We start from the raw sequence: 23,537 nt of genomic DNA on the forward strand, positions 1-23,537 counted from the left end.
TGGTGACCCACACCAGCCGAATCTCGGCGCCCGAGTCCGAAGGCTCCGCTGCTCCCTTCCGGGCCTGACGGGTTGACCAACATATCGTCGCGAGGAGACCGATGCAGGCCACCATAGAACCCCATATTGTAGGTGTTAATGACGAGATTTTCCATCACCGAAATACACCGCCGGACCAGTCCCCGTTAAACAAGCACTTAGCGATAGACCTGTCTGAAACTCAGCAATAATTGCGTTTGATTTGCGCAATCAGATTCTAAAAAAGCTGTTGAGAGGATAGAATCAACCGATAAGCTGATAGGCAAACCGCAAATTGATTGCCCGGCAGTCAGGCAAAGTCGCCTGACTGGCCCAGAACCCGAAGCGGAGAATTTTTTGTCCCAAACAACGCGCCACTCAATGAAAGGCCTAATCAGTAATCTGCTGGTTGCGCTGCTGTATCTGGCGACCGGATTGCTGAGCCTGAAAATCTCGGCGATCAATGAGTTTACCGCTGTTGTCTTTTTTCCGGCCGGCATTGCGCTGGCGTTCTGTCTGTCCTATCGACTGTGGCGGGTCTTGCCCGGTGTGCTTATTGGTTCTTATTTGCTGAACCTGTTGGTAGCCAGTGAGCAGGGCTCTTTCACGCTTGTGTCTCATGCTTTACCCATGGTGATAGCGCTGGCCTCAGCGCTGCAGGCAGCAGTGGGTGCCCTGATGCTGAAGCGCTTTGTCAGTGATCCGCTGACCTTGAGTGATGATCGTGAAATTCTGCTGTTTCTGGTATTTGTGCCGCTGGTTTGTCTTATCAGTGCCAGTATCAGCGTCAGCACCATGCATGTTTTCAGCGAGGCCGGGCTGAGTTACTGGTCCACATGGGCCGGGTGGTGGGCCGGCGACTCGCTGGGCATTCTGGTTACCTTGCCGCTGCTTATGAGCTTCACCGGCCAGCCACGCCAACTTTGGCGCAGCAGACGCTGGTTAATGGGGATACAGATGCTGGTGTCATTACTGGTGATCGTGACCCTGACGCACAACATCAAACAGTTTGAAGATAATCGGCTGGATGATCGTTTCCGTATCCGTACTCAGGAAGCCGGCACTCTATTCCAGGTGGCTTTACGTGCCGAGGAACTGATCCAGGAGAGTGTTGCCCAGTTATTTGTGTCTTCCGAAGAAGTCACGCGGAAAGAGTTCAGTGAATTTGTGCGCTGGGCCACAGCCCATAATCAACATATTCAGGTGGTTGAGTGGCTGCCGAGGATCACTGCTGAACAGCGTGCTGCCTATGAGGCAGAGCAGCAGGCTTATTTCGGGCCCGGTTTTTCAATTACGGAATTCGTGGCCAGAGGGCAACTGGGACCAGCGGGTCAACGTGAAGTGTATTATCCGATTACTTTCCTTGAACCCGAATGGGATAACAAGCCGGCGCGCGGCTTTGACCCAACCTCTTCAGCGGTGTCCAGGCAGGTCATTGAAAAGGCCATCGAAACAGGCCGTCCCTACGCCAGACCACCGCTTAAAATTCTGCGTGATAACAGCCGCATCGATGCCCTACTTATCTACCGGCCTGTTTATCAGCGAGCCAGCGGCAATTTGACGCTGGATCCGGCCCGCAGCCAGGTGGCTGGGCTGGTTAATATCGTGATTCGTATCGACGATTTTATTAATGAGATTCTGCGTGACAGCGGCACGCGCGATTTCACGTTGAAATGGCAGGATGAACTCACTGGTGAGTATTACTATCAGCAGGCGTCCAGCATAGACACCGATATCAGCCATGAAGTCGCATTTGAGATGGCGGGCCGCAGCATGCGGCTGCAGTTCACGCCCACCGAGCACTTCCTCAACAGCAATACTACGCAGCTGGCCGTTTTCGCGCTGATAGGCGGCTTTCTGCTCGCCGGGTTGTTCTCGCTGCTGTTTCTGAGTATCACCGGACGCACCCATCGGGTGGCCGAGGAGGTCAATCAGCGTACCGAAGAACTGACGGCAGCCACGAATCGGGCGCAGGCATCGGAAAAGCGCATTCGCCAGGTGCTCAGACAAATGCAACAGGCCGAGCAGAAGCTGCTGTTGTCGGATGTGGCATTCAACTCTACCAGTGAAGCGATGATGATTACTGATGACAGCAAGCGCATCATCGCTGTGAACTCGGCCTTTACCCGCATTACCGGCTATAGCGAGCAGTCGGTGCTGGGCGAATATCCCGATTTTCTGGTGAGCGGACTCAGCGAGAGTGAATACCGGCAGTTATCGGAAGACTTCTCCAGCGCCATCGAAAGCGAAGGGATCTGGCGGGGTGAAATACAGAGCCATCATCGCGATAACAAGACCTTCCCGGCCTACGTGTCGATGTCTGCGGTGTATGACGATAACGGCAGGATCAGCAATATGGTCGCCGTGTTCTCTGATATCACCGACGTCAAGGAAGCCCAGGCTAAAATCGAGCGTCACGCCAATTACGATATTCTGACCGACTTACCCAACCGTCGGCTGTTTACCGACCGACTGCAGCAGGCCATACTGCGATCAGGGCGTGAACAGGAAAAGCTGTGCCTGATGTTTTTGGATCTGGACCGTTTTAAGGACGTCAACGATACGCTGGGCCACGAATTCGGTGATGAGTTGCTACGGCAAATGGCATTGCGGATCCGCGACTGTGTGCGCGAAGTGGATACGGTGGCCCGGCTGGGTGGGGATGAGTTCACCATTATTCTGAGTGACTTCGATAGCAAGAGTCATGCAGTTAATATTGCCCAGAAACTGATCAGCGATATTGAGCAGCCGATTACCATTGAGGAACAGACGCTGCGGATCACCACCAGTATCGGCATTACTTTTTATCCCGATGATGCGCTGGATACCGGCATGTTGATTCAGAATGCCGACCGTGCCATGTACGCCGCCAAGGATATGGGCGGCAGTGCCTTCAAGTTTTATACTTCGGAACTGGAATCAAGCTGGCGTTCCAGAACGTTCATTATCAATGAACTGGAAGCCGCGATTGAAAACGGTGAAATTGAGGTCTATTACCAGCCGCTGATTGCTACCGGCGATGAGCTGGATATCAGTGCCGAGGCGCTGGTGCGCTGGCTGCATCCGGAACGGGGCTTGATTGCGCCGGCGGAATTTCTGCCCCAGGCCGAACGCATGGGCATGATCGAGAAAATTGATGACTTTGTTTTCAGACAGGTCTGTCAGCAGATCAAAAACTGGCAACAAGAAGGTCTGGGGGATGTACATGTGTCGGTCAATCGTTCAGCCCATAATTTCGGCAACCAGCGCGGTCGACTTGACTGGCTGGCACATCTTCGCGAGCAGGGGATTGATGGCCAATTACTGACACTGGAAATCACCGAGAGTGTGCTGATGCAACGTCACGCTGAAAGCCGGGTGTTACTGAAAAAACTGCGTGAAGCCAATGTGCAGATCGCAGTTGATGATTTTGGTACCGGTTATTCCTCACTGTCCTATCTCAAGGAAATGGATGTCGATTATCTGAAGATTGACCGTTCCTTTGTCCGTGATCTGGAATCGGATGAAAATGACCGGGCGATTATTGAAGCGATCAGTGATATGGCCCGCCACCTGGGCATTGCCGTCATTGCCGAAGGGGTGGAAACTGACAGCCAGCGCTTGATCCTGGAACAAATCGGCTGTCAGTGGCTGCAGGGCTACCTGTTTGCCAAACCCTTGCCGCTGGCCAAGTTTGAACAGTACGTTCGTGATCAGATTGCCAGCGCTGACAGGAAAACAGCCGATCGTCCCTGATCAGCCGGGGCGAAAGGGGAACGCCCAATCAATAATTAGTCCCAGTTCAGATTAATACCGGTGTAGAGAAATCGCCCGGCCTGCGGAAAGCCATAGCTGGTCTGATAGTCCTCATCAAACAGGTTATCAACGCCGATATAAACCTGGCCCGATTGCGCTGGCAGTTGGTAGCTGAGCTTGGCACCCACCAGTTCATAGCTGTCCAGTTCTCGGTGCTCACTGCTGCCACCACGTGCAAAATAGGCCTGCTCACCGATATGAATCAGCGTGCCCGACACCGTCCAGTCAGCATTGACCCTATAATCGGCATCCAGGCTCAGCTTTTGCTTAGGCCGGTATTGCAGGGTGCTGGAAGCCGCATCACTGGAGTCATCCCGGGCCCGCAATAAACCCAATGCTGCACGGACAGTCAGTTTGTCAGTGGGGCGGATTTGGGCGCTGATATCAATGCCTTTGAGTTCGAGCTCCTGGCGGTTTTCGAACTCATCAGTGTCATTGTTGCGTTCGATAAAGTCATAGACTTTTGAATGCCAGAAAGCAATGTTCAGATCAGCCTGTTGCCAATGTTTGTTATAGCCTGCTTCCAGGTGGTTGGCACGCTGAAAGCCCAGGCTGTCATTACCGCCACGGCTCTCATATAACTGGCGAATACTGGGCGCATCCACCTTGCGTGAGACAGACCCATACACCGAGGACGATGCACTCACGGCTTTGCTCAACAGCAGCCGCGCACTTTGCTCGCTTTCATCCTGGCCGCCATCCTTATCCAGCTTGTGATGCGCCATGCCTGCCACCAGGGTCATCTGGTAGGGCAGGGGTTGGGTGACTTCGACGGCATAGGAGGTGACATCGATATCTTTATTTAAATCAATGCTGGTAAAGTCGGACGGGGTATCGCATCCTGAGGCACCGCCGCCACCGCCGCCACCGCCGCCACCGCCGCCACCGCCGCCACCGCCGCCACCGGAAGCATTACATTCGACACCACTGGAGTCGAAGTCTTCATTGCGGCTGTCGACGCTGAAAGCGATTTCGGTGGATGTCGATGTAATCAGCCCGTCAAGTTGGGCATGCAGTCCACGGATACGGGTTTCATTATCCAGCCGGAAACTATTGTTTTGGCTGATGCTGTTATAGCTGGCATCATCAAAACTTAACTCGGTATCTTCCAACTGGTTATGAAACAACCAGAGTTTGGCGCCCCAGTTGTCATTGAAAGCATAATCACCGCCAAGCTGCAGTGTGGTGCCTCGCTGATCTTCGGTACGCTCATAGCGGGCCCGACGTGAGAAAGGATCGCTGTTATCAAAAGCGATAGGGGGTTTGCCGTAATCACCCTGCAGGTGGCTGATAAACAGACCCAGATTGAGTTTTTGAGTCACCTGCCGATTATAGGAAAGCAGATAATTCTTACGCCGGTAATCGCTGTTATTACGCTCATTGGTATCCTGGAAATTATCAGTGTCGACACCGATGGGCGAATCAAAATTATCCGACATTGGAAAACCATCGCGGGAGCGGATCCCGGCAGCCATAAACAAATCATTGTTTTCATCACCATAGCCAGCGTAGGCGTTGCCGTGCCAGAAATGATCGCTGCCCAGTTCGGCTTTGACACCACTGCGCAAACCGTCGAATTGGCCGCGGGTCTGAATATCCATCACACCGCCCATGCCGCCATCACCGTAAAGCACTGACGAACCGCCGGCTTTGAGGTTGATTCGCCCTATGCCCAGCGTTGGAATCAGGGTAGGGTCGAACTGGCCGTCAAAAGTCGAGTTAAACGGAATACCATTGACCAGCAGTTTGATCTGACGGGTTCTGAGGCCCCGGATATCAATTCGCGGCGTACCGTCTGCGCCATTGCGGACATTGAGTGAGGGTAGCAATCTGATGGCATCATCAAGGCTGCGGGCGCTGATTCGCTCCATATCCTGACGTTCAATGCGGAACTGACTCGCCGTTTCGACGTCTTCGCTGACGACGATTTGTCCCAGCGGGTAAACATCTTCGCTGTTTGCTTTGGCAGCAATACCGCTACTGACGGTCAAAGCCATCAAACTCAACGTGGTATTGATAATAGGTTTCGCTATATTCTTTGAACTATAACGGCTGACATGATGAGTGGGTGTTGTTCTCATGATGGGTTGCCTTGGTTTAGGGTTGGTCGGACTTGTTTTTTTGCAGCGAGCGCCAGGCCAATAATCCGGCCAGGCCGCCGATTAGACCGAAACTGAAGTGGGTAATGAGCGGGTAAAGCAGGCCATGGCTGAGCGAATCACTGACTATGCCCATGCCGGACTGGAAGCCGAACTTGATCATGGGTTTAAGCATGTGTGCCAAGGCAGTGACAACCATCATCAGCCATAACGTCAGGCTGTGGTGCTTGAGCAGGCGATGGGCACTGTCAATAAACAGCCCCTGGGCAAGTAAAATCAGGCTGCCCACGCCGGCAGCATCATTGAACAGTAAAGAGGCGGATACGCCGCCCATGGCAGCCAGGGTTGCAGCGTAATGCTGTGGTGCGCTCAGACGTACAAACATCAGAATCGCCATCAGTTCCAGGCCATGGCGACCGGGTAGGTTGAGCGGCCAGCGCAGGGCCTCGTGAAACCACACGGCGAGGACCCCGGCCGAGAATATCAGCAGCAGTTGCCAGCCGTTTGATCTATGCGCTTCAGAATTTCCTGAGATAGTCTTTGGCAGCGACTTGCCAGCCATCAGCGTTCTCCGTATCAGGTTCAACCAGCAGGGTAGCCTTGCCACCCAGCCAGATACCACGGGGCCAGGGCCCCATCGCAATCAGGCATGCCGGATCGGTTAATACCAGTCCTTGCAGACTCTGCACCAGCTCAATCCCGGTCTGTGCAAGTAGAGCCTCGAGCGTAACTGTCTGCCCAGCTAATTCGCGCATTCCAGCCAACCACAGCATCCTGCCATCACTGCCCGAAGCGTTGAGGCCCGCCGCTGCCAGGGCGCCGATAACCCCATCTTTAGTGCCGGTAAGGCCAAACAGCTTGATCGCATGTTGTTCAGCCAAATCCCAAGCGGCTTGCTGGCTGACTAGTTGCTGTTTACAGACAAAACCGAACTGTTGAATTGTCAGCGGGATTTGTTCCTGCCACATCAAGCAAAGCCCGGCATCTGAGCCTTCGGCGCTGTTCTGTTGTAGATACGCCTTACAAAAGCTTTCAATGTCAGCCATAGCCGAAGTGGCCGTTTCTACCCTGATACAGGCCGCGCTGTTATGCGAGGTAAACGGCACCAGCGGGCTTTTGAGCAGTTGGTGGCGGGTAATAACCCGGCACGTGCCCCAGTTATTCTCGCCCACAGCCGCACCGATGTGGCGGGCATGGAAGCCAGTGCCACGACTTTCCAGGTTGTCGGTGTCGTCAATCCCAATCAGCAGTATCCGGCTGGATTCGCTATTTGCCATGTGTCTATTCAGTTACTCGCTGTATGCAAGCATATACAACGCAAGACAATAAACCAACTCTACTAACGGAGTAGCTCGTTAAATGCTTGGGCTTCCTGTTCGACCGCAGCCATCGCCTGACGCTGGATATGCCGATAACGTTGCAGTACGTCACGACCAAATTCAGTAATATGAGCGCCGCCGCCGTGGTTGCCGCCAGTGGCGGTAGCTACCAGAGGCTGTTTGAAGCTGTTGTTCATGGTACTGACCAGATCCCAGGCGCGTTTGTAGGACATGCCCATGGTTTTTGCTGCAGCAGATATCGAGCCCTTTTCGATAATGGCATCAAGTAAGTCCGCTTTGCCGGGTCCCAACGCGTAGAGGCCGTGGTAAGGAAAGCGAAGTTTGATATCAACTGCAGGCATAGGTCATGGTTAGCTGTTAATCTTAGGCTGATTATAGCCCATCAACAGCGCTAAGGTCGTGCAGGGAAGGAGGGAAAATGGCGGAGAGCGAGGGATTCGAACCCTCGATAGGCTATAAACCTATACACACTTTCCAGGCGTGCGCCTTCAACCACTCGGCCAGCTCTCCAGAGGGGGCGAAGATTACCTCAGATCGCCTTGTCTGGCAATGCTGTGTCAGGTTTCTCCGCGTTTTGTGGTGCAGTTTGGGTCTTATCTTTTTTAGCGGGGGCTTTGCTGCGGCGCGGTTTTGCTTTGCTGCCAGTGGTTTCTTTATCGCTTTTTTGCGGCTTTTCAGGCGCAGCTTGGGTCTGTTGCACTGCCGGCTTTTCTGCCGTTTCCGCTTCGTTCTGCGCAGTGTTTTCAGCTTTTTTATTACTGCGTTTTTTCCTGTCGGCTTGGCGAGCATAAAAAGCCAGCCCCTTCAGCACGATATCCGGGTAGTGGTGAATATCGTCAGGTAACAAGGGCAATAACTGCATGGCGTCACCGCCGGTAATGATGAAGCGGATCTGATTGTCGAAGCCTTGTCTGAGATCATTAATTATGCGTTCCAGTGTGGCACTGATACTGTAGAGCGTCCCTGCATGAATCGCACTGAATGTATTGGTAGCCAGGGTTTTGAATTCTTTTTCACCCGGGGCTTCGGTCAAGGCGTCGGTGTTGGCGGCCAGCGAACTGCGCATCAGGCTCAGGCCCGGCAGGATCATACCACCCTGATGCTGGCCGGTTTTGCTGACAATATCAATCGTCATCGCTGTGCCGCAGTCGATCACACATTGTGCCTGGCGGGCATGCTGGCGGGCGGCAATCAGCGACAACCAGCGATCGATACCCAGTTTTTCCGGCTCATCATAGGCATTGCTGACGCCGAAGCGTTTGGCTTCGCTGCTAACGAATGTCGGCGTTAACTGCCATTGTTTTTGCGTCCATTCAGTGAGTTGCTGGGCCAGCTTGTCACCGGCAACATTGGCCACAAACACCGCTTCAACGTCTGTCAATGATTTCCAGACTTTATTCAGTGAGGCCTTGATGCCGGTTTTGCTACGTTGGAAGTCTTGGCTGTCGGCCAGACCGTCTTTATCCATTACGGTCCATTTGACCCGGCTGTTACCGATATCGACCAGCAGTTTCATGAGGCAAACCTGATGCTGATATGACTGTTGGAAAGCAGGTGAACCTGGCTGTCACGCAGGTAACGCAGTTCGCCTTGTTCATTAATGCCACAGGCCAGGGCGGGGGTACGCTGTTCGCCATCTACCAGGGTTATCGCCTGTTCGTGGAGGGCGTCATATTGTGGCCACAGAGGAAGAAAGTCACTCAGGCCGCGGTGTTCAAACACTTGTATTGTCTCGATCATGTTCTGAATTATTTTTCCGGCCAGCCAGTTTCGACAGGGAACCGGGTCACAGAGCTGTTCGAGGCTGGTGGAGGGTTGTTGGATTAAGTTCTGGGTGGACGCCGGAAGCTTGAAATTAAGGCCGATGCCCACAACCGTAAATTGCTTACTGTTGAACCTTGATTCTACTAGAATTCCCGCCAGCTTTTGTCGCCGGTATAACACGTCATTGGGCCATTTCAGTTGTAACTGATTGATTCCAGCTTCTTTAAGGCTGTTTATCAGGCTGATACCCATGGCGATACTGAGGCCGTTACGCGGTGTTTCTGCGCAACTGGGCCAGAACAGCGACAGGTATAAATTGCCGGCGGCAGGAGACTGCCATTGATCTCCCCGGCGGCCGCGTCCCGATGTCTGAGATTCTGCGAGACATACCGCAGGGGTTTGCTGACCATCACTGAAACGCCGCCACAGCTGGTCGCTGGTGGAGTCTATTTGCGGATAAACCAGGATGTCATCAAGTTGCTGTTGCGCCGAAGCCGACATGGCCTTGCTGATTGCAACCGTCGTGAGCGGTGAAAAAGGGGATTGGCTCAAGTCAAAAGTCTTGCTGTTGAGATTGAGCCGCTAGTTTAGCAGGGCCGGGATGGCACTGTGAAGCGCCGGGAAAGGGCTGTGATGTCAGACTTTGATGTCTAACAGGCTGCCAATCATTTCATTGCTGGTTTCAATCACTTTGGCCGCCGCCTGTACCTGGCGTTCGTTGGCATTGAGCGATACCAGTTCCTGTGTCAGTTGCTGACTGGAGAGCTGATCGGCACGGGCAATCTGACTAGCGTTCTGGCTTGCACCATAAACGCCGTTCTGTACACCGGCAATCCCTGATTGAAATGCTGAAATACTATTCATTGTCTGTCTCCCAGAATCAATGTATTTATAGCATGTTAATGCGTTTTGTTTTGTGATGCATGTCGTCTTTTTGCGTCTACTTTAACAAAAACAATACAAGTGCAGAAACAGACGCTGCTGCATAGCAGTGCTAACCATGGATAAATGCCACTGCCACCGGCACTGTAGACCTCGCCCACACTATGACTGAAATAGAACAGCATCAGAAAACTGGTCCAGGCATGGGTATAGGGTCTGGCATAAAGCAGCCCTCTTAGCGGAAACAGCAGGGGGACGACGCCCAGTAGTAGCATGGCTGAGGTGGGATAGTTCTCAGTATGCGGAGCCAGTAAAATCCAGCCCAGCAAAGTCAGCATCAGACCGAAATAGCTGGCCAGGGTCAGCCAGCGGAACAGGGCGACTTGATTCATTCTAACCTCATAGTGAATTCGGCAATGCGTTTACCCAGCGCCCGGCATAATTGTGCTTCATTGTCACTGAGCTTGCGGTTGTTCTGGCTGCCTGCCACATGGCTGGGGCCGTAGGGAGTGCCACCGTCTTCGCTGAGCATCAGGCCTGGTTCACTGTAGGGCAGCCCCATCAGCACCATGCCCTGATGCAATAGCGGCAGCATCATCGACAGCAGCGTTGATTCCTGGCCGCCATGCAGACTGCCGGTTGAGGTAAAGACCGCCGCCGGTTTGCCGGCCAGTTCGCCGGACAGCCACAGATCGCTGGTGGAATCGATAAAATACTTGAGCGGTGCAGCCATGTTGCCAAAGCGGGTCGGGCTGCCCAGCACCAGGGCTGAGCAGTGTTTGAGATCATCATGGGTCACATAAAGATGACCTTCCGCCGGAATGCTGTCTTCGGTGGCTTCACAGACCGTGGAAACCGGCGGTACTGTGCGCAGCATGGCGTGACAGCCGGAGACCGTCTCAATGCCTCGTGCCACCTGTTCCGCCATGCTTTTCACATGACCGCTGCGGCTGTAATAAAGGATCAGGATATCGGCCATGGCTCAGACAATATCCAGAACCGATTCCGGTGGCCGGCCAAGCCGGGCTTTGTCGTTATTGATGACAATCGGCCGCTCAATCAGCTTGGGGTGATTGACCATGGCATCGATCAGTGCGGCTTCGCTTAAGTCGGGATCTTTCAAGTTCAGTTTTTTGTAATCATCTTCGCCTTTGCGTAGCAAATCACGGGCACTGATTCCCAGCTTTGCCAGAATCGTCTTTAACTCTGCGGCGCTGGGCGGGGTATCAAGGTATTTGATGATTTCCGGTTCAACCCCTTTTTCTTCCAGCAAGGCCAGCGTTTGTCGGGACTTGCTGCAACGCGGGTTATGCAGAATCTGAATAGCGGTCATCGAGATGGCTCCAATAGTTTTTCCAAAGCAGATAAATGAATTTCGACCGGGCGGATAGTGGCCCAGTTTGAGCAACCGGGACACTGCCAGTGCATCGTGCGGCCGGAGAAACCACAGTTTTTACAGGTATAGCGGTCACCTTTATGAATCAAAGCGGTGGTGACCTCTTTAATTAAAGGAATCAGCACCTGGTGATTGTCTTCACCCAGCTGTATTAATTGATGCAGGCCTTCCACTGAAGGGTGTTGATAGAGCTGTCGGTAAAGAAACTGCTGGGCTGCCTGGTTGCCCTGCTGTTTCTGGAGCAGCCGGGTCAGCAGTAGCCGCGCAGAGGTGAGCTGGGGATGGCGCTCCAGCAACTGTTGTAACCAGCCACGAAACTGTGCTGACTGACCACTTTGTTCGTAACAGCGTTGTAGCAGTGGCAGCGCCTCGGACAAATAATAGTGATTCTGTTGTTCGATTTGCTGTAGAACTTTGATGGCTTTACGGCTGTGACCCGCATTGATCAGCATTTTGCCCTCCAGCAGGCTGGCGCGAACACAGCTGGGATCGTATTGATAAGCCTGACGCAACAGAGTCATGGCCTGTTGACGATCCTGCTTGCTCAGCGGCTCGGCCAGTTCACAGTAAAACTGGGCAATCAGCGCATCGGTATTGAGCTTGGTATCGGCAGGGATCAGTTTGGCCATATCAATGGCCTGCTGCCATTTCTTCTCCTGCTGGTAGATCCGCAGTAGCTGTCTGGGCGCTTCCGATGGTGGTGGCGACTGTTGCAGCAGTTCCAGAAACAGCTGCTCAGCCCGATCCAGCACCCCGGCGCTCATATAATCCAGTCCCAGCTCTACCAATGCCTGGACTCGCTGTTGGCCGCTGAGCGTGGGACGGGCAATGAGGTTTTGATGAATACGGATGGCGCGGTCGGTCTCGCCGCGGCGACGGAACAGGTTAGCCAGCGCCAGATGGGTTTCTACCGTTTCACTGTTGACTTCCAGCAAGCCGATAAACACATCAATGGCCTTATCCGGTTGTTCATTCAGCAGGTAGTTGAGGCCTTTGAAGTACTCCGGACTGAAAGCCGAGTCCTGGGGACGATAGCGGCGTTTGTAATGACGCCTGGCCATCATCCAGCCGGACAGGGCAGCAACAGGCAGCAGAAAAAACAGCCATTCCAGCATCACGATCAGTGCTTGTCTTTAATCGGCAGGATCCGCAGGCTGTTAATTTCCTGTTCGGAGACCGACAGTTTATGTTGCAGGCGACGGTTTTCGTAGCGCAGTTTCAGCGTGCTCATCATCAGCACAATGACCCCCAGAGCGACACCGGCAAGCATGGCCAGCACCAGCACGGCAGCCAGTGGCAGCGTGATATCACCGAAGTAGAAATTCACCGTAACGGCGGTCATATTAAATGCGGCAAAGGCAGCGCTGATAATAAAAATCAGGGCAAACAAGAGCCAGAAAAACATTTTTCGCATACTGCGCAGTCCCTTAACATTGCTCAGGTTGGAAGCTTTGCTCCCAGATTGATGATCATACCGCAAAAACGGGCCTTGCCCAGAATAGGGCTAAATCATGTAAAATAGCGGTTTAACTATAATTAAAGCGAGTCAAGCTCGCGTCACTCGTGTTTTTGGAGAATTCAGCATGACCTTTGTCGTCACAGAAAACTGTATCAAGTGTAAATATACTGATTGCGTTGATGTCTGCCCAGTAGATTGTTTTCACGAAGGTCCCAATTTTCTGGTTATTGACCCTGATGAGTGCATCGACTGCACCCTGTGCGAGCCGGAGTGTCCGGCAGAAGCGATTTTCTCGGAAGATGATTTGCCGGACGATCAAATGGACTTCCTGCAGATTAATGAAGAATTATCACAAAGCTGGCCGGTGATTTCCGAGAAAAAAGATCCTTTGCCAGACGCTGAGGAATGGGACGGCAAAGCGGATAAAACGCCGCTGCTTGAACGCTAGCCGACACTCCCGGATAAAAAAAAGCCCGCTCTAAGCGGGCTTTTTTTTGGCCTGGATAATGACTCAGGCCATCAGTTTCTTGAGTTTTTTCATCGCATTATTTTCTATCTGTCGAATCCTTTCGGCAGAAACCTGATATTGATCAGCGAGGGTGTGGAGCGTGGCTTTATCCTCATCATTGAGCCAGCGCTGGCTGATGATGTCACGGCTGCGATCATCCAGCGTCGACAGTGCATTAGCCAGCTTCTGCTGCTGATAGTCACTGAAGTTATCCTGTTCCAGTTGCTGTGACGGATCACTGTTATCAGGCGCGGCAAGGTAAGCGACCGGGGAGAAGTGGGTTTCTTCATCGTCACCGTCAGCCGGTAAATCGAAAGAGGTATCAGGCTGGGCCAGGCGACGTTCCATTTCCATCACATTGGCCGGTGTGACGCCCAGATCTTCGGCTACAGCTTCCACTTCTTCCTGGTTAAGCCAACCCAGACGTTGTTTAGCGCTGCGTAGATTAAAGAATAATTTACGCTGCGCCTTGGTTGTCGCGATCTTGACGATGCGCCAGTTACGAATCACATATTCGTGAATTTCAGCGCGAATCCAGTGCACGGCGAAAGAGACCAGACGCACGCCTTTTTCAGGGTTGAATCGTTTGACAGCTTTCATCAGGCCGATATTGCCTTCCTGAATCAGATCGGCAACCGGCAGACCATAACCGCTGTAACCTTTGGCGATGCGGGCAACAAAACGCAGATGCGAAAGAACCAGCCGCTGGGCAGCTTCCAGATCACCATCGTTTTGCAGGCGTGTCGCCAGCTCGTATTCCTCTTCTGCGGTAAGAACAGGAATGGTGTGAACCAGGCTGGTGTAGGCATCCAGATTACCAATCGGTGCCAAGGCCATTTCGTATTGGGCCACATTATTCGTCATCTACGCAGTCTCCTGAGAGTCATCGCCTAATAATAACATTTATTAGGAATTTGCAACTATATGATAAGCAAATCAGGTAAAAGTTCCTGCTGTCAGGTGGGCTCTATCGTATTCAGGTGTCGGCCTACAGCCAGCCATGCACCCAGCACACCCAGAATCGTGCCGAACAAGGGCAGGGCAATAAACATCTGGCCACTGAGCCAGTTCAGCATGAACTGACTGTCATAGAGCGTCGCCAGCCGATTGACCGGGCCATTGATAAACAATAATGTCATCAGCAGCGTCAGCCAGGCAATGATGCCGCCCAACAAGCCATACCAGAAGCCGGTGTAGAGAAAAGGCCGACGCACAAAGGCGTTAGTGCCGCCCACCAGTTTGATGACTCTGATTTCAGTCTGGCGACTCAAGATGGCCAAGCGGATGGTGTTGCCGATCACCAGCAGTACGCTGAGTGACAGTAAAACGGCCAGAATGCTGATGCCGCGCTCACCCGTCTGATTAATACTGCGCAGGCGCTGAAGCCACTGCATGTCTAGCTGAGCCAGCTCGACCTCCTGCATGTTCTGCAGGCGCTCCAACAGTGCCTGCAGCGCCTCGGTTTCATTTTGCCCCTGCTCGGGTTGGATCACGATGACCGGCGGCAAAGGATTGCTGGGCAGGGTATCAAGCAGACTGTCGAGGCCGGATAGCTGACGGAATTCAGCCAGCGAATCCTGCGAGCTCTGATAATGCACGGCATTGATATCCGGCCAGCTCAGTAATTGTTCGGCCAGTTGCTTGCCGCGGTTGTCAGGCGTGTTGTGCTGCAGGAACAGAGAAATCTGGCTGGCATCCTCCCACTGGCTGCTGACCTGTTCGACATTTTTCAGCAGCACATAGAGGCCAGCCGGCAGGGCCAATGCAATACCAATGACCATGACTGTCATGGCACTGGCCGCCGGTGTTCGCCACAGTTGTCCGAGGCTGTAGAGCATCACCTGCATATGACGCAGGAAATAGTTATGGATATTGAGTTTTATCATGCCAGCCTTCCCTGTTCCAGCGTGATTCGGCGGTAGGGCATGCGGTTGATGAGTTCCAGGTCGTGAGTGGCGATGAAGACCGTGACGCCAACCTGATTGAATTGTTCGAACAGATCCATAATTTCGCGTGACAATGCCGGGTCGAGGTTACCGGTAGGCTCGTCAGCCAGCAGCACCGGCGGTCGGTTGACCACGGCGCGGGCAATGCCCACCCGTTGTTGTTCACCGCCGGACAGAGCAATCGGCAGGCTGCGTTCTTTGCCGAGCAGGCCCACTTTATCCAGCGCTGCGCGTACCCGGCGGCCGATTTCCCGGTGGTTTTCACCGGCAATGATTAAAGGCAGTGCCACGTTATCAAACACGGTGCGGTCATGCAGCAGATTATGATCCTGAAACACCAGGCCGATTTTGCGACGGTAGTACGGCACTTTCCACTTGGGCAGACGGGTCAGGTTCTGGTTGTTGACCCAGACCTGGCCGTGCGAGCTACGCTCAATCAATGCAATCAGTTTGAGCAACGTGCTTTTGCCGGCACCGGAGTGGCCGGTGAGGAAAGCCATTTCACCCTTGCTCAACTCAAAGCTGAGTCCGGACAGGGCTTCGTGCTGATTGGAGTAGCGTTTGTAAACGTCGCTGAAGCGGATCACTCGTCGTCTTCCCTTCCCAGTAAAGCATCCACAAATTCGCCGGCTTCGAACGGCCGCAGATCATCAATCTTCTCACCGACGCCGATAAAGCGAATAGGCAGGCCGGTTTTGTTAGCAATGGCGAAAATAATACCGCCCTTGGCGGTGCCGTCCAGTTTGGTCAGGGTAATGCCGGTGACGCCCACTGCCTGATCAAACTGTTGCGCCTGTTGCAGGGCATTCTGGCCGGTGCCAGCATCGACAACCAGCATGACTTCATGAGGCGCGGTATCATCGACCTTGCCCATCACACGCTTCACTTTTTTGAGCTCTTCCATCAGATTGGATTGGGTGTGCAGGCGACCAGCAGTATCGGCAATCAGAATATCGACATCACGGGCTTTGGCAGCTTCCAATGCGTCATAGATGACAGAAGCCGAGTCGGCGCCGGTGGGCTGGGCAATGACCGGGATTTGGTTGCGTTCACCCCAGACCTGAAGCTGCTCCACAGCGGCAGCGCGGAAGGTATCACCGGCGGCGAGCATGACCTTTTTGCCCTGTTGCTGGAATTGTTTGGCGAGTTTACCGATGGTGGTAGTCTTGCCGACCCCGTTGATGCCCACCATCAGAATCACATAAGGACCGGGTTTTTCTGGCACCACCAGCGGCTGGGCACTGGGCTCCAGGATAGTAACCATATCATCGCGCATGGCATTGAATAGTGCCTCGACATCACCTAGCTGTTTGCGTGCGACCCGCTGAGTCAGATCATCAATAATGCGCGTGGTGGCCTCAACACCAAGATCCGCGGTAATCAGCTGGGTTTCCAATTCTTCAAGCAGATCATCATCGATGCTTTTGCGACCCAGCACCAGGCTGGCAAAGCCCTCAGTCAGCTTGTTACTGCTGCGGCTCAGGCCCTGTTTCAGGCGGCCAAAAAGCCCCGGTTTGTCGCGCGGCTCAGCAGGCGCTGCCGCTTCGGCCTCGGTGTCTGCATCCTGTGTGTTTTCAACAGGCGTTACAGCCTGCTCTGATACCGCTTCCGGCTCAGTTTTTTTACTTTTCTTTCTGAGGAAACTAAACATATTCTCTGCTTGTCGTTAAACTTCGACGGTCAATCTTATCACGCGATAGTTGAAGATATGCAGATGCAAAAACTAAAAATACTGGCCTGGCTGGCGATGTTGATTCCCGGTCTGGCGCTGGCGCAAGTCAGTGAATTCGAGCTTGAAAACGGGCTCAAACTCATCGTTAAAGAAGATCACCGGGCGCCGGTGGTCGTCTCCCAGGTCTGGTACAAAGTGGGGTCGAGCTACGAACATAACGGTATTACCGGGATCTCCCACATCCTCGAACACATGATGTTCAAGGGCACCGAGAACCTCGAACCCAACGAGTTCTCGCAAATCATCGCTGATAACGGCGGTGAACATAATGCCTTTACCGGACGTGATTACACCGCCTACTTTCAAAAATTACACAAAGACCGGCTCGAGGTGAGCTTCAAACACGAGTCTGACCGCATGCGTAACCTCATTATCGATTCAGCGGAACTCATCAAAGAACGTGATGTGGTGGCTGAAGAGCGGCGTATGCGCACCGAAGACAATCCCAAAGCGCAGCTGCGCGAGAGTTTTAACGCCGCGGCCTTTATGAGTAGTCCCTATCATCACCCGGTCATTGGCTGGATGAGCGATATTCATCATTACCAGGCTGACGATCTGCGCGACTGGTATCAGCAATGGTATGCGCCCAACAATGCCACTGTCGTGGTGGCTGGTGATGTCGAACCCAAGACGGTGCTGGAACTGGCCAAAAAATATTTTGGCCCGCTCAAACCCGAGCAAGTGGCTGAATTGAAACCACAGACCGAGGTGGCACAAAAAGGCCTGCGCGAAATCAAGGTCAAGGCACCTGCGGAACTGCCTTATCTGATGATGGGCTGGAAAGTCCCGGTAGTGACGACTGTTGCCGAAGACAAGGCTTGGGAGCCTTATGCGCTGGAGGTGCTGGCCGGCATCCTTGATGGTGGTAACAGCGCCCGTTTTGCCCGCGAACTGGTTCGTGAACAGCAGGTGGCCACCAATGTCGGCGCGGGTAACAGCCTGTTCTCACGCTTGAAAGACTTGTTTGTGATTGCCGGTACACCGGCCAATGGTAAGTCCGTTGCCGACCTGGAGCAGGCGATACGAGAACAACTGCAACGCCTTAAAGATGAACCGGTGACCGAGCAGGAACTGGCCCGGGTCAAAGCCCAGGTCGTGGCAGACACGGTTTATGAAAAAGACAGCGTGTTTTATCAGGCGATGCAGATCGGCATGCTGGAGACCATCGGTCTGGACTGGATGGTGGGCGAAAATTATGTTGATAACGTCAAGCAGGTGACCGCCGAACAGGTACAGGCTGTAGCCAACAAATATTTTGTTGATGACAGGCTGACCATTGGTGAATTAGTGCCACAGCCTTTGGATGGAAGCCGTCCTGCCGTAACAACCGGAGATACTCATGTTCGCTAAACCTTTTGCTTTTGTTGCACTGTGTCTGACCAGTGCCCTGGCCTGGGCCAATCCTGATATTCAGCACTGGGACACTGACAATGGTGCCGGCGTCTATTTTGTGCCGGCTCCGGAATTGCCGATGGTAGATATCAGCGTGGTTTTCAATGCCGGGGCTGCACGTGATGGCGACATGCCGGGACTGGCCAAGATGACCTCGGCGATGCTTGATGAAGGGGCGGGCGGCATGAGCGCTGATGAGATTGCCACTGCCTTTGCCGATGTCGGCGCTAACTTTGGCGCCAGCTCAGAACGCGATATGGCTGTGTTCAGCCTGCGCACCCTGACTGAAGACCAAGCGTTTGAACAGGCGCTCACCACTTACAGCCAGATTCTGGCTAAACCTGATTTCCCGCAAGCGCCGTTTGAACGTATCCAGCAAACGTTACTGACCGGATTACAGGCAGAAAACCAGTCACCTAAGGCGATTGCCAGCCGGGCTTTTTATGAAAACCTCTATCCTTCACATCCCTATGGCGTGATGCCTAACGGAACAGCAGACAGTGTGAAACAATTAACGCCTGAGGACTTGAAAGCCTTTTATCAGCAATATTTTGTCAGCCGCAATGCGGTGGTAGTGATTGTCGGCGCGGTTGACCGCAGCGAGGCCGAGCAAATCGCTGAGCGTGTGACTGCCGGACTTGCTGCCGGTGAGGCGGCGCCGGCGCTGCCTCAAGTGGCAGAACTCAAGTCAGCGGAACTGATACATAAATCCTTCCCGTCTACGCAAACCACGATCGTGATGGGCCAGCCGGGCATCAGCCGCGATGATCCGGATTATTTTCCGCTCTATGTCGGCAACCACATTCTCGGTGGCAGCGGTCTGGTGTCGATGCTCAGTGATGAGTTGCGGGAAAAACGTGGCCTGACTTACGGGGTTTACAGTTACTTCCGGCCGATGCAGCAGCTTGGCCCCTACCAAATGGCGCTGCAGACCCGTAATGAAAAAGCGGAAGAAGCCTTAACCGTGCTGCGCGATACGGTGAAAAACTTTGTTGAAACCGGGCCCAGCGAGGCACAGCTTACCGCGGCCAAACAGAACATTACCGGTGGCTTTGCTCTACGCGTCGACAGTAACAGCAAGATCGCAGACTACCTCGCTATGATAGGATTCTACGACTTGCCACTGGACTATCTTGACAACTTCAACGACAGGGTTAACGCGGTCACCGTGGCGGAGATCAAGGATGCATTCAAGCGTCGTGTGAATGCAGATAAAATGCTGACGGTGCTGGTAGGTGGCGAAACAGAAAAGCAATAAGCAGGGCATACTGAGAATTATCGGCGGTCGCTGGCGTGGCCGTAAGCTGGCATTCCCCGACACGGAAGGGCTGAGACCCACTGGTGACCGGGTGCGGGAAACCTTGTTTAACTGGCTGCAGCCAGTGTTGGGCGGCAGCCGCTGTCTGGACTGTTTTGCCGGCAGCGGCGCACTGGGGCTGGAAGCCGCATCGCGCGGTGCTGATTCAGTGGTGATGGTGGAATGGGATCGCCAGGCTGCCGCCGCACTCCAGCAGAATATCGATTTATTGCAGGCCGAACAGTGCCAGCTTATTCAGGATCGCGTCGAACAGTATCTGCAATCGGCCCAAGGCAAGTTTGACGTGGTGTTTCTGGATCCACCCTATCAGCTGGATTTGTGGTCACCGGTTGCTTTATTACTCAACGAGAGCGGTTTGCTCAACGACGGCGCCCGCATTTATCTGGAATATCCTCGCCGTCAGCCACAACCGGATTTGCCTGCAAACTGGCATTGTTTGAAAGAAAAGCAGGCCGGTGATGTAAAATACGCCTTGTTTGAATTTCAAAACGGAGCCGGAGCCTGATGACCACGGCGATTTACCCGGGCACATTTGATCCGATTACCTACGGCCATATTGATCTGGTGCAACGCGCCGCTCCCTTGTTTGACAAGGTGATCGTGGCCATTGCTATCAACCCCGGCAAACAGCCGGTGTTCAGCTTGGAGGAACGGGTCGCGCTGGCCAAAGAGACGTTGCAGGGGCTGGATAATATTGAAGTGCGCGGTTTTGAAGGGCTGCTGGTCAATGAAGCCATTAACATGGGCGCCAATGTTATAATCCGGGGCCTGAGAGCGGTGTCGGATTTTGAATATGAGCTGCAGCTGGCAACCATGAACCGGCGTATGCAGTCAAAAGTAGAAACCCTGTTTCTGACCCCGGCGGAAAACCTGAGCTTTGTCTCTTCGTCGCTGGTCAAGGAAATTGCTGTTCTGGGCGGCGATGTGTCGGAGTTCGTTGCACCCTGCGTGCAGACAGCATTGAAAGCGACATTGCCTGCCCCGAAAAAACAGCGCTAAGATCGCAATGACTATTTATCTTGGAGTAAACCATGTCCCTGTTTATCACCGATGAATGCATCAACTGTGATGTATGCGAGCCGGAGTGTCCCAATGGCGCCATCTCGCAAGGTGCTGAAATTTATGAGATTGATCCGGATCTGTGTACCGAATGTGTCGGTCACTTTGATACACCGCAGTGCGTTGAAGTGTGTCCGGTGGATTGTATTCCCAAGGACCCGGATAACGAAGAAAGCCATGATCAGCTTTACGCCAAGTACGAAGGGCTGATGGCAGCCGGTAATTAATGCCACAGCAGCAATAACGACAACAAGTTAAATTATCTCAAGAGCAGCCTACGGGCTGCTTTTTTGTTGACACAATATTTTGAGCCAGGCCCGCGCTGAGGTATCCTAAGCGCTTTCTGATTTCCCGTATTTTAAAGAGAGTCCATGCAACAAGAATATCGCCCTGATGAAGTGGAATCGGCTGCCCAGTCTTTCTGGCAAGACAATAACAGCTTTCAGGTCACCGAAGACCCTGACCGGGAAAAGTTTTACTGCCTGTCGATGTTTCCCTATCCCAGTGGTCAGCTGCATATGGGCCATGTGCGGAATTACACCATCGGCGATGTAATCTCCCGTTACCAGCGCATGCTGGGTAAAAACGTCCTGCAACCCATGGGCTGGGATGCCTTTGGCCTGCCGGCGGAAAATGCGGCGATCAAAAATCAGGTGCCGCCTGCCAACTGGACTTATCAGAATATCGACTATATGCGTGGTCAGTTGCAGCGTCTGGGGCTGGCTTATGACTGGCAGCGTGAACTGGCGACCTGCAAGCCGGATTATTACCGCTGGGAACAGTGGCTGTTTACCCGCCTGTTCAAGAAAGGCCTGGTCTACAAGAAAACCGCATCGGTGAACTGGGACCCCGTTGATAATACCGTGCTTGCCAATGAGCAGGTGATTGACGGCCGCGGCTGGCGCAGTGGCGCGTTGGTGGAAAAGCGTGATATTCCACAGTGGTTTATGAAAATCACTGACTACGCCGATCAGTTGCTGGCCGATCTGGATCAGCTCGATGGTTGGCCGGAACAGGTTCGCACCATGCAGGCTAACTGGATTGGTCGCTCTGAGGGCGTACAAATCCAGTTCAATATCGCTGATAGTGAAGACAGCCTTGCCGTCTACACCACCCGGCCCGATACCCTGATGGGCGTGAGTTATGTGGCGGTGGCAGCCGAGCATCCACTGGCGATCAAAGCCGCGGAAAGCAACGCTGAACTGCAAAGCTTTATCGAAGACTGCCAAAAGATGCAGACCTCGGAAGCCGCTTTGGAAACCGCTGAGAAGAAAGGCGTGGCAACCGGTTTGATGGCAGAGCATCCGGTTACCGGTGAACAGGTCCCGGTGTGGGCTGCCAACTTCGTTCTGATGGGCTATGGCACCGGTGCAGTGATGTCAGTGCCGGCGCATGATCAGCGTGACTTCGAGTTTGCTGAGAAATATAATCTGCCGGTGAAGCAGGTGATTGAGCCAGTTGATGATGCAGAGATCGATCTGGCTAAACAGGCCTTTACCGAAAAAGGACGTTTGCTGAATTCTGAGCAGTTTGATGGGCTCAGCAGTGAACAGGCGTTCGATGCCATTGCTGATTTCCTGGCTGACAAAAATCTGGGCGAACGCCAGACCAACTACCGTCTGCGTGACTGGGGCGTGTCACGGCAAAGATACTGGGGCACACCGATTCCAATTATCAACTGTCCGAGCTGTGGTTCAGTGCCGGTGCCGGAAGCCGATCTGCCGGTCACCTTGCCGGAAGATGTGGTGGTAGACGGCTCCGGTTCACCGATTAAATCTATGCCCAATTTCTACCAGGTGGCCTGTCCGGATTGTGGCGGCGAGGCTGAACGTGAGACCGATACCTTCGATACCTTCTTCGAATCATCGTGGTACTACGCCCGTTTTACCTGCCCGGATAACGAAGAAGCGATGCTGGACCAGCGTGCTGATCACTGGCTGCCCGTGGATCAGTACATCGGCGGGATTGAACATGCCGTATTGCATCTTTTGTATGCCCGTTTCTTCCATAAGCTGATGCGTGATGAAGGCCTAGTCTCCGGTGATGAGCCGTTTAAGAATTTACTGACCCAGGGCATGGTGCTGAAAGACGGGGCCAAGATGTCCAAGTCCAAGGGCAACACGGTCGATCCGCAGGCTCTGATCGATGAATACGGCGCCGACACCGCAAGGTTATTTATGATGTTTGCTGCGCCGCCGGAAATGTCGCTGGAATGGTCGGACAAGGCGGTAGACGGTGCTAATCGTTTCCTTAAACGTTTGTGGCGGGCCGTCAACGAGCATCGTGAGCAGGGCGAGGTGACCGAGCTCGACAGCGACAAACTGTCAGACAACCTTAAGGATCTGCGGCGACAGTCTCACCAGACGCTGGCCAAGGTACAAGACGATATTGGTCGCAGGCATACCTTTAATACCGCGATTGCAGCGGTGATGGAACTGATGAATGCTATCAGCAAACGAAGCGATGATAGCGAGCAGGGCCGCGCCGTTGTGCAGGAATCTCTGGAGCTGGTAGTCTTAATGCTGTCGCCGATTACGCCGCATATCTGCCACCAGTTGTGGCAGACACTGGGCCACGACGAAGCCATTGTGGATGCACGCTGGCCCGACGTTGATGAGACGGCGTTGAAGCAGGATAAAATCGAGTTGATGGTGCAGGTGAACGGCAAACTCAGATCCAAGATCGCCGTCGCCGCCGATGCCCAGCAGGATGCCATTGAAGCGGTGGCTTTCGCCGAGGAGAACGTGAAGAAGTTCACCGACGGTAAGGAAGTCAAAAAAGTCATTCTGGTGCCGGGACGATTGCTCAATATCGTGGTAGCAGGCTAAA

24 protein-coding genes, 1 tRNA gene and 1 other RNA gene are annotated in these 23,537 nt (G+C 53.5%); 8 read left to right on the forward strand and 18 right to left on the reverse strand.

The window, feature by feature from the left end:
* Positions 1–7: 7 nt before the first annotated feature.
* Positions 8–104: signal recognition particle sRNA small type (ffs, locus tag Q0X64_RS11375), an RNA gene on the reverse strand.
* A 271-nt stretch (positions 105–375) separates the two neighbouring features.
* On the opposite strand from ffs, the gene Q0X64_RS11380 reads away from it, so the two are divergent.
* Positions 376–3,753, forward strand: coding sequence for an EAL domain-containing protein (locus Q0X64_RS11380; RefSeq protein ID WP_297813016.1), 3,378 nt, complete (start codon positions 376–378; stop codon positions 3,751–3,753).
* Between the two features lie 35 nt (positions 3,754–3,788).
* On the opposite strand, the gene Q0X64_RS11385 is transcribed toward Q0X64_RS11380, so the two are convergent.
* The 13 genes from Q0X64_RS11385 to Q0X64_RS11445 all read right to left on the reverse strand — a co-directional run bounded on the left by Q0X64_RS11385 (position 3,789) and on the right by Q0X64_RS11445 (position 12,708).
* Positions 3,789–5,894, reverse strand: coding sequence for a TonB-dependent receptor plug domain-containing protein (locus Q0X64_RS11385; RefSeq protein WP_297813019.1), 2,106 nt, complete (start codon positions 5,892–5,894; stop codon positions 3,789–3,791).
* A 16-nt stretch (positions 5,895–5,910) separates the two neighbouring features.
* A complete protein-coding gene (locus Q0X64_RS11390) occupies positions 5,911–6,372 on the reverse strand; it encodes a hypothetical protein (protein ID WP_297813022.1) in 462 nt (153 codons plus the stop codon).
* A gap of 58 nt (positions 6,373–6,430) precedes the next feature.
* Complete coding sequence (locus Q0X64_RS11395) at positions 6,431–7,189, reverse strand: hypothetical protein (protein ID WP_297813024.1); 759 nt, start codon at positions 7,187–7,189, stop codon at positions 6,431–6,433.
* 62 nt (positions 7,190–7,251) lie between these two features.
* The gene (locus Q0X64_RS11400; RefSeq protein WP_297813027.1) at positions 7,252–7,593 is read right to left on the reverse strand and encodes a winged helix-turn-helix domain-containing protein; all 342 of its coding nucleotides are present in this window, start codon (positions 7,591–7,593) and stop codon (positions 7,252–7,254) included.
* Between the two features lie 78 nt (positions 7,594–7,671).
* Positions 7,672–7,762: transfer RNA gene (locus tag Q0X64_RS11405), tRNA-Ser, on the reverse strand.
* A gap of 19 nt (positions 7,763–7,781) precedes the next feature.
* Positions 7,782–8,768 (reverse strand): type III pantothenate kinase, encoded by a 987-nt coding sequence (locus tag Q0X64_RS11410; protein WP_297813030.1) that lies wholly within the window; start codon positions 8,766–8,768, stop codon positions 7,782–7,784.
* Positions 8,765–9,517, reverse strand: a complete 753-nt coding sequence (locus Q0X64_RS11415; protein WP_297813032.1) for a biotin--[acetyl-CoA-carboxylase] ligase — start codon at positions 9,515–9,517, stop codon at positions 8,765–8,767. Before Q0X64_RS11415 ends, Q0X64_RS11410 begins: the two co-directional genes overlap by 4 nt.
* A 135-nt stretch (positions 9,518–9,652) precedes the next feature.
* Positions 9,653–9,880, reverse strand: a complete 228-nt coding sequence (locus Q0X64_RS11420) for a hypothetical protein (RefSeq protein ID WP_297813035.1) — start codon at positions 9,878–9,880, stop codon at positions 9,653–9,655.
* A 35-nt stretch (positions 9,881–9,915) separates the two neighbouring features.
* On the reverse strand, positions 9,916–10,290 hold the full coding sequence (locus Q0X64_RS11425; protein WP_297813038.1) for a DUF2069 domain-containing protein: 375 nt from the start codon (positions 10,288–10,290) through the stop codon (positions 9,916–9,918).
* A complete protein-coding gene (wrbA, locus tag Q0X64_RS11430; protein WP_297813041.1) occupies positions 10,287–10,877 on the reverse strand; it encodes an NAD(P)H:quinone oxidoreductase in 591 nt (196 codons plus the stop codon). The genes Q0X64_RS11425 and wrbA overlap by 4 nt, the downstream gene beginning before the upstream one ends.
* A gap of 3 nt (positions 10,878–10,880) precedes the next feature.
* On the reverse strand, positions 10,881–11,231 hold the full coding sequence (gene arsC, locus Q0X64_RS11435; protein WP_297813044.1) for an arsenate reductase (glutaredoxin): 351 nt from the start codon (positions 11,229–11,231) through the stop codon (positions 10,881–10,883).
* On the reverse strand, positions 11,228–12,409 hold the full coding sequence (gene lapB, locus Q0X64_RS11440; protein ID WP_297813289.1) for a lipopolysaccharide assembly protein LapB: 1,182 nt from the start codon (positions 12,407–12,409) through the stop codon (positions 11,228–11,230). The genes arsC and lapB overlap by 4 nt, the downstream gene beginning before the upstream one ends.
* A 5-nt stretch (positions 12,410–12,414) precedes the next feature.
* Entirely contained in the window at positions 12,415–12,708 is a 294-nt protein-coding gene (locus tag Q0X64_RS11445) for a lipopolysaccharide assembly LapA domain-containing protein (RefSeq protein WP_297813047.1), read from the reverse strand.
* 169 nt (positions 12,709–12,877) lie between these two features.
* Here Q0X64_RS11445 and fdxA point away from each other — a divergent pair, with 169 nt between their 5' ends.
* Positions 12,878–13,201: a ferredoxin FdxA gene (fdxA, locus tag Q0X64_RS11450; protein ID WP_297813050.1), complete on the forward strand. Its 324-nt coding sequence runs from the start codon at positions 12,878–12,880 to the stop codon at positions 13,199–13,201.
* 63 nt (positions 13,202–13,264) lie between these two features.
* On the opposite strand, the gene rpoH is transcribed toward fdxA, so the two are convergent.
* From rpoH to ftsY, 4 genes are all read right to left on the reverse strand, one after another.
* Positions 13,265–14,125 carry an RNA polymerase sigma factor RpoH gene (gene rpoH / locus Q0X64_RS11455; protein ID WP_297813053.1) on the reverse strand — a complete coding sequence of 287 codons (861 nt, stop codon included), beginning with the start codon at positions 14,123–14,125 and terminating at the stop codon, positions 13,265–13,267.
* A 92-nt stretch (positions 14,126–14,217) separates the two neighbouring features.
* Entirely contained in the window at positions 14,218–15,147 is a 930-nt protein-coding gene (ftsX, locus tag Q0X64_RS11460; RefSeq protein WP_297813056.1) for a permease-like cell division protein FtsX, read from the reverse strand.
* Positions 15,144–15,794 (reverse strand): cell division ATP-binding protein FtsE, encoded by a 651-nt coding sequence (gene ftsE, locus Q0X64_RS11465; RefSeq protein WP_297813059.1) that lies wholly within the window; start codon positions 15,792–15,794, stop codon positions 15,144–15,146. The genes ftsX and ftsE overlap by 4 nt, the downstream gene beginning before the upstream one ends.
* Positions 15,791–16,858, reverse strand: a complete 1,068-nt coding sequence (ftsY, locus tag Q0X64_RS11470; RefSeq protein ID WP_297813062.1) for a signal recognition particle-docking protein FtsY — start codon at positions 16,856–16,858, stop codon at positions 15,791–15,793. Before ftsY ends, ftsE begins: the two co-directional genes overlap by 4 nt.
* Before the next feature lie 63 nt (positions 16,859–16,921).
* Between ftsY and Q0X64_RS11475 the strand changes: the two genes are divergently transcribed.
* From Q0X64_RS11475 to leuS, 6 genes are all read left to right on the forward strand, one after another.
* Entirely contained in the window at positions 16,922–18,289 is a 1,368-nt protein-coding gene (locus tag Q0X64_RS11475; RefSeq protein WP_297813065.1) for a pitrilysin family protein, read from the forward strand.
* Positions 18,279–19,589 carry a pitrilysin family protein gene (locus tag Q0X64_RS11480; RefSeq protein WP_297813068.1) on the forward strand — a complete coding sequence of 437 codons (1,311 nt, stop codon included), beginning with the start codon at positions 18,279–18,281 and terminating at the stop codon, positions 19,587–19,589. The genes Q0X64_RS11475 and Q0X64_RS11480 overlap by 11 nt, the downstream gene beginning before the upstream one ends.
* Positions 19,567–20,154, forward strand: coding sequence for a 16S rRNA (guanine(966)-N(2))-methyltransferase RsmD (gene rsmD, locus Q0X64_RS11485; RefSeq protein WP_297813071.1), 588 nt, complete (start codon positions 19,567–19,569; stop codon positions 20,152–20,154). The genes Q0X64_RS11480 and rsmD overlap by 23 nt, the downstream gene beginning before the upstream one ends.
* Positions 20,151–20,648, forward strand: a complete 498-nt coding sequence (gene coaD / locus Q0X64_RS11490) for a pantetheine-phosphate adenylyltransferase (RefSeq protein ID WP_297813292.1) — start codon at positions 20,151–20,153, stop codon at positions 20,646–20,648. The genes rsmD and coaD overlap by 4 nt, the downstream gene beginning before the upstream one ends.
* Positions 20,649–20,680: 32 nt before the next feature.
* Positions 20,681–20,935: a YfhL family 4Fe-4S dicluster ferredoxin gene (locus tag Q0X64_RS11495; RefSeq protein WP_297813073.1), complete on the forward strand. Its 255-nt coding sequence runs from the start codon at positions 20,681–20,683 to the stop codon at positions 20,933–20,935.
* Between the two features lie 144 nt (positions 20,936–21,079).
* Positions 21,080–23,536, forward strand: a complete 2,457-nt coding sequence (gene leuS, locus Q0X64_RS11500; RefSeq protein ID WP_297813076.1) for a leucine--tRNA ligase — start codon at positions 21,080–21,082, stop codon at positions 23,534–23,536.
* Position 23,537: the final 1 nt, after the last annotated feature.

It is taken from the genome of uncultured Methylophaga sp. (assembly GCF_947259025.1).
Classification (GTDB): Bacteria; Pseudomonadota; Gammaproteobacteria; order Nitrosococcales; family Methylophagaceae; genus Methylophaga.

What these genes read in the sequence shown, in the direction of transcription:
- Q0X64_RS11385 (WP_297813019.1), bottom strand. Translation starts at nt 5,894, where the DNA reads ATGAGAACAACACCCACTCATCATGTCAGCCGTTATAGTTCAAAGAAT.
- Q0X64_RS11395 (WP_297813024.1), bottom strand. Translation starts at nt 7,189, where the DNA reads ATGGCAAATAGCGAATCCAGCCGGATACTGCTGATTGGGATTGACGAC.
- Q0X64_RS11400 (WP_297813027.1), bottom strand. Translation starts at nt 7,593, where the DNA reads ATGCCTGCAGTTGATATCAAACTTCGCTTTCCTTACCACGGCCTCTAC.
- Q0X64_RS11410 (WP_297813030.1), bottom strand. Translation starts at nt 8,768, where the DNA reads ATGAAACTGCTGGTCGATATCGGTAACAGCCGGGTCAAATGGACCGTA.
- Q0X64_RS11415 (WP_297813032.1), bottom strand. Translation starts at nt 9,517, where the DNA reads ATGTCGGCTTCGGCGCAACAGCAACTTGATGACATCCTGGTTTATCCG.
- Q0X64_RS11420 (WP_297813035.1), bottom strand. Translation starts at nt 9,880, where the DNA reads ATGAATAGTATTTCAGCATTTCAATCAGGGATTGCCGGTGTACAGAAC.
- Q0X64_RS11425 (WP_297813038.1), bottom strand. Translation starts at nt 10,290, where the DNA reads ATGAATCAAGTCGCCCTGTTCCGCTGGCTGACCCTGGCCAGCTATTTC.
- wrbA (WP_297813041.1), bottom strand. Translation starts at nt 10,877, where the DNA reads ATGGCCGATATCCTGATCCTTTATTACAGCCGCAGCGGTCATGTGAAA.
- arsC (WP_297813044.1), bottom strand. Translation starts at nt 11,231, where the DNA reads ATGACCGCTATTCAGATTCTGCATAACCCGCGTTGCAGCAAGTCCCGA.
- lapB (WP_297813289.1), bottom strand. Translation starts at nt 12,409, where the DNA reads ATGCTGGAATGGCTGTTTTTTCTGCTGCCTGTTGCTGCCCTGTCCGGC.
- Q0X64_RS11445 (WP_297813047.1), bottom strand. Translation starts at nt 12,708, where the DNA reads ATGCGAAAAATGTTTTTCTGGCTCTTGTTTGCCCTGATTTTTATTATC.
- fdxA (WP_297813050.1), top strand. Translation starts at nt 12,878, where the DNA reads ATGACCTTTGTCGTCACAGAAAACTGTATCAAGTGTAAATATACTGAT.
- rpoH (WP_297813053.1), bottom strand. Translation starts at nt 14,125, where the DNA reads ATGACGAATAATGTGGCCCAATACGAAATGGCCTTGGCACCGATTGGT.
- ftsX (WP_297813056.1), bottom strand. Translation starts at nt 15,147, where the DNA reads ATGATAAAACTCAATATCCATAACTATTTCCTGCGTCATATGCAGGTG.
- ftsY (WP_297813062.1), bottom strand. Translation starts at nt 16,858, where the DNA reads ATGTTTAGTTTCCTCAGAAAGAAAAGTAAAAAAACTGAGCCGGAAGCG.
- Q0X64_RS11475 (WP_297813065.1), top strand. Translation starts at nt 16,922, where the DNA reads ATGCAAAAACTAAAAATACTGGCCTGGCTGGCGATGTTGATTCCCGGT.
- Q0X64_RS11480 (WP_297813068.1), top strand. Translation starts at nt 18,279, where the DNA reads ATGTTCGCTAAACCTTTTGCTTTTGTTGCACTGTGTCTGACCAGTGCC.
- Q0X64_RS11495 (WP_297813073.1), top strand. Translation starts at nt 20,681, where the DNA reads ATGTCCCTGTTTATCACCGATGAATGCATCAACTGTGATGTATGCGAG.
- leuS (WP_297813076.1), top strand. Translation starts at nt 21,080, where the DNA reads ATGCAACAAGAATATCGCCCTGATGAAGTGGAATCGGCTGCCCAGTCT.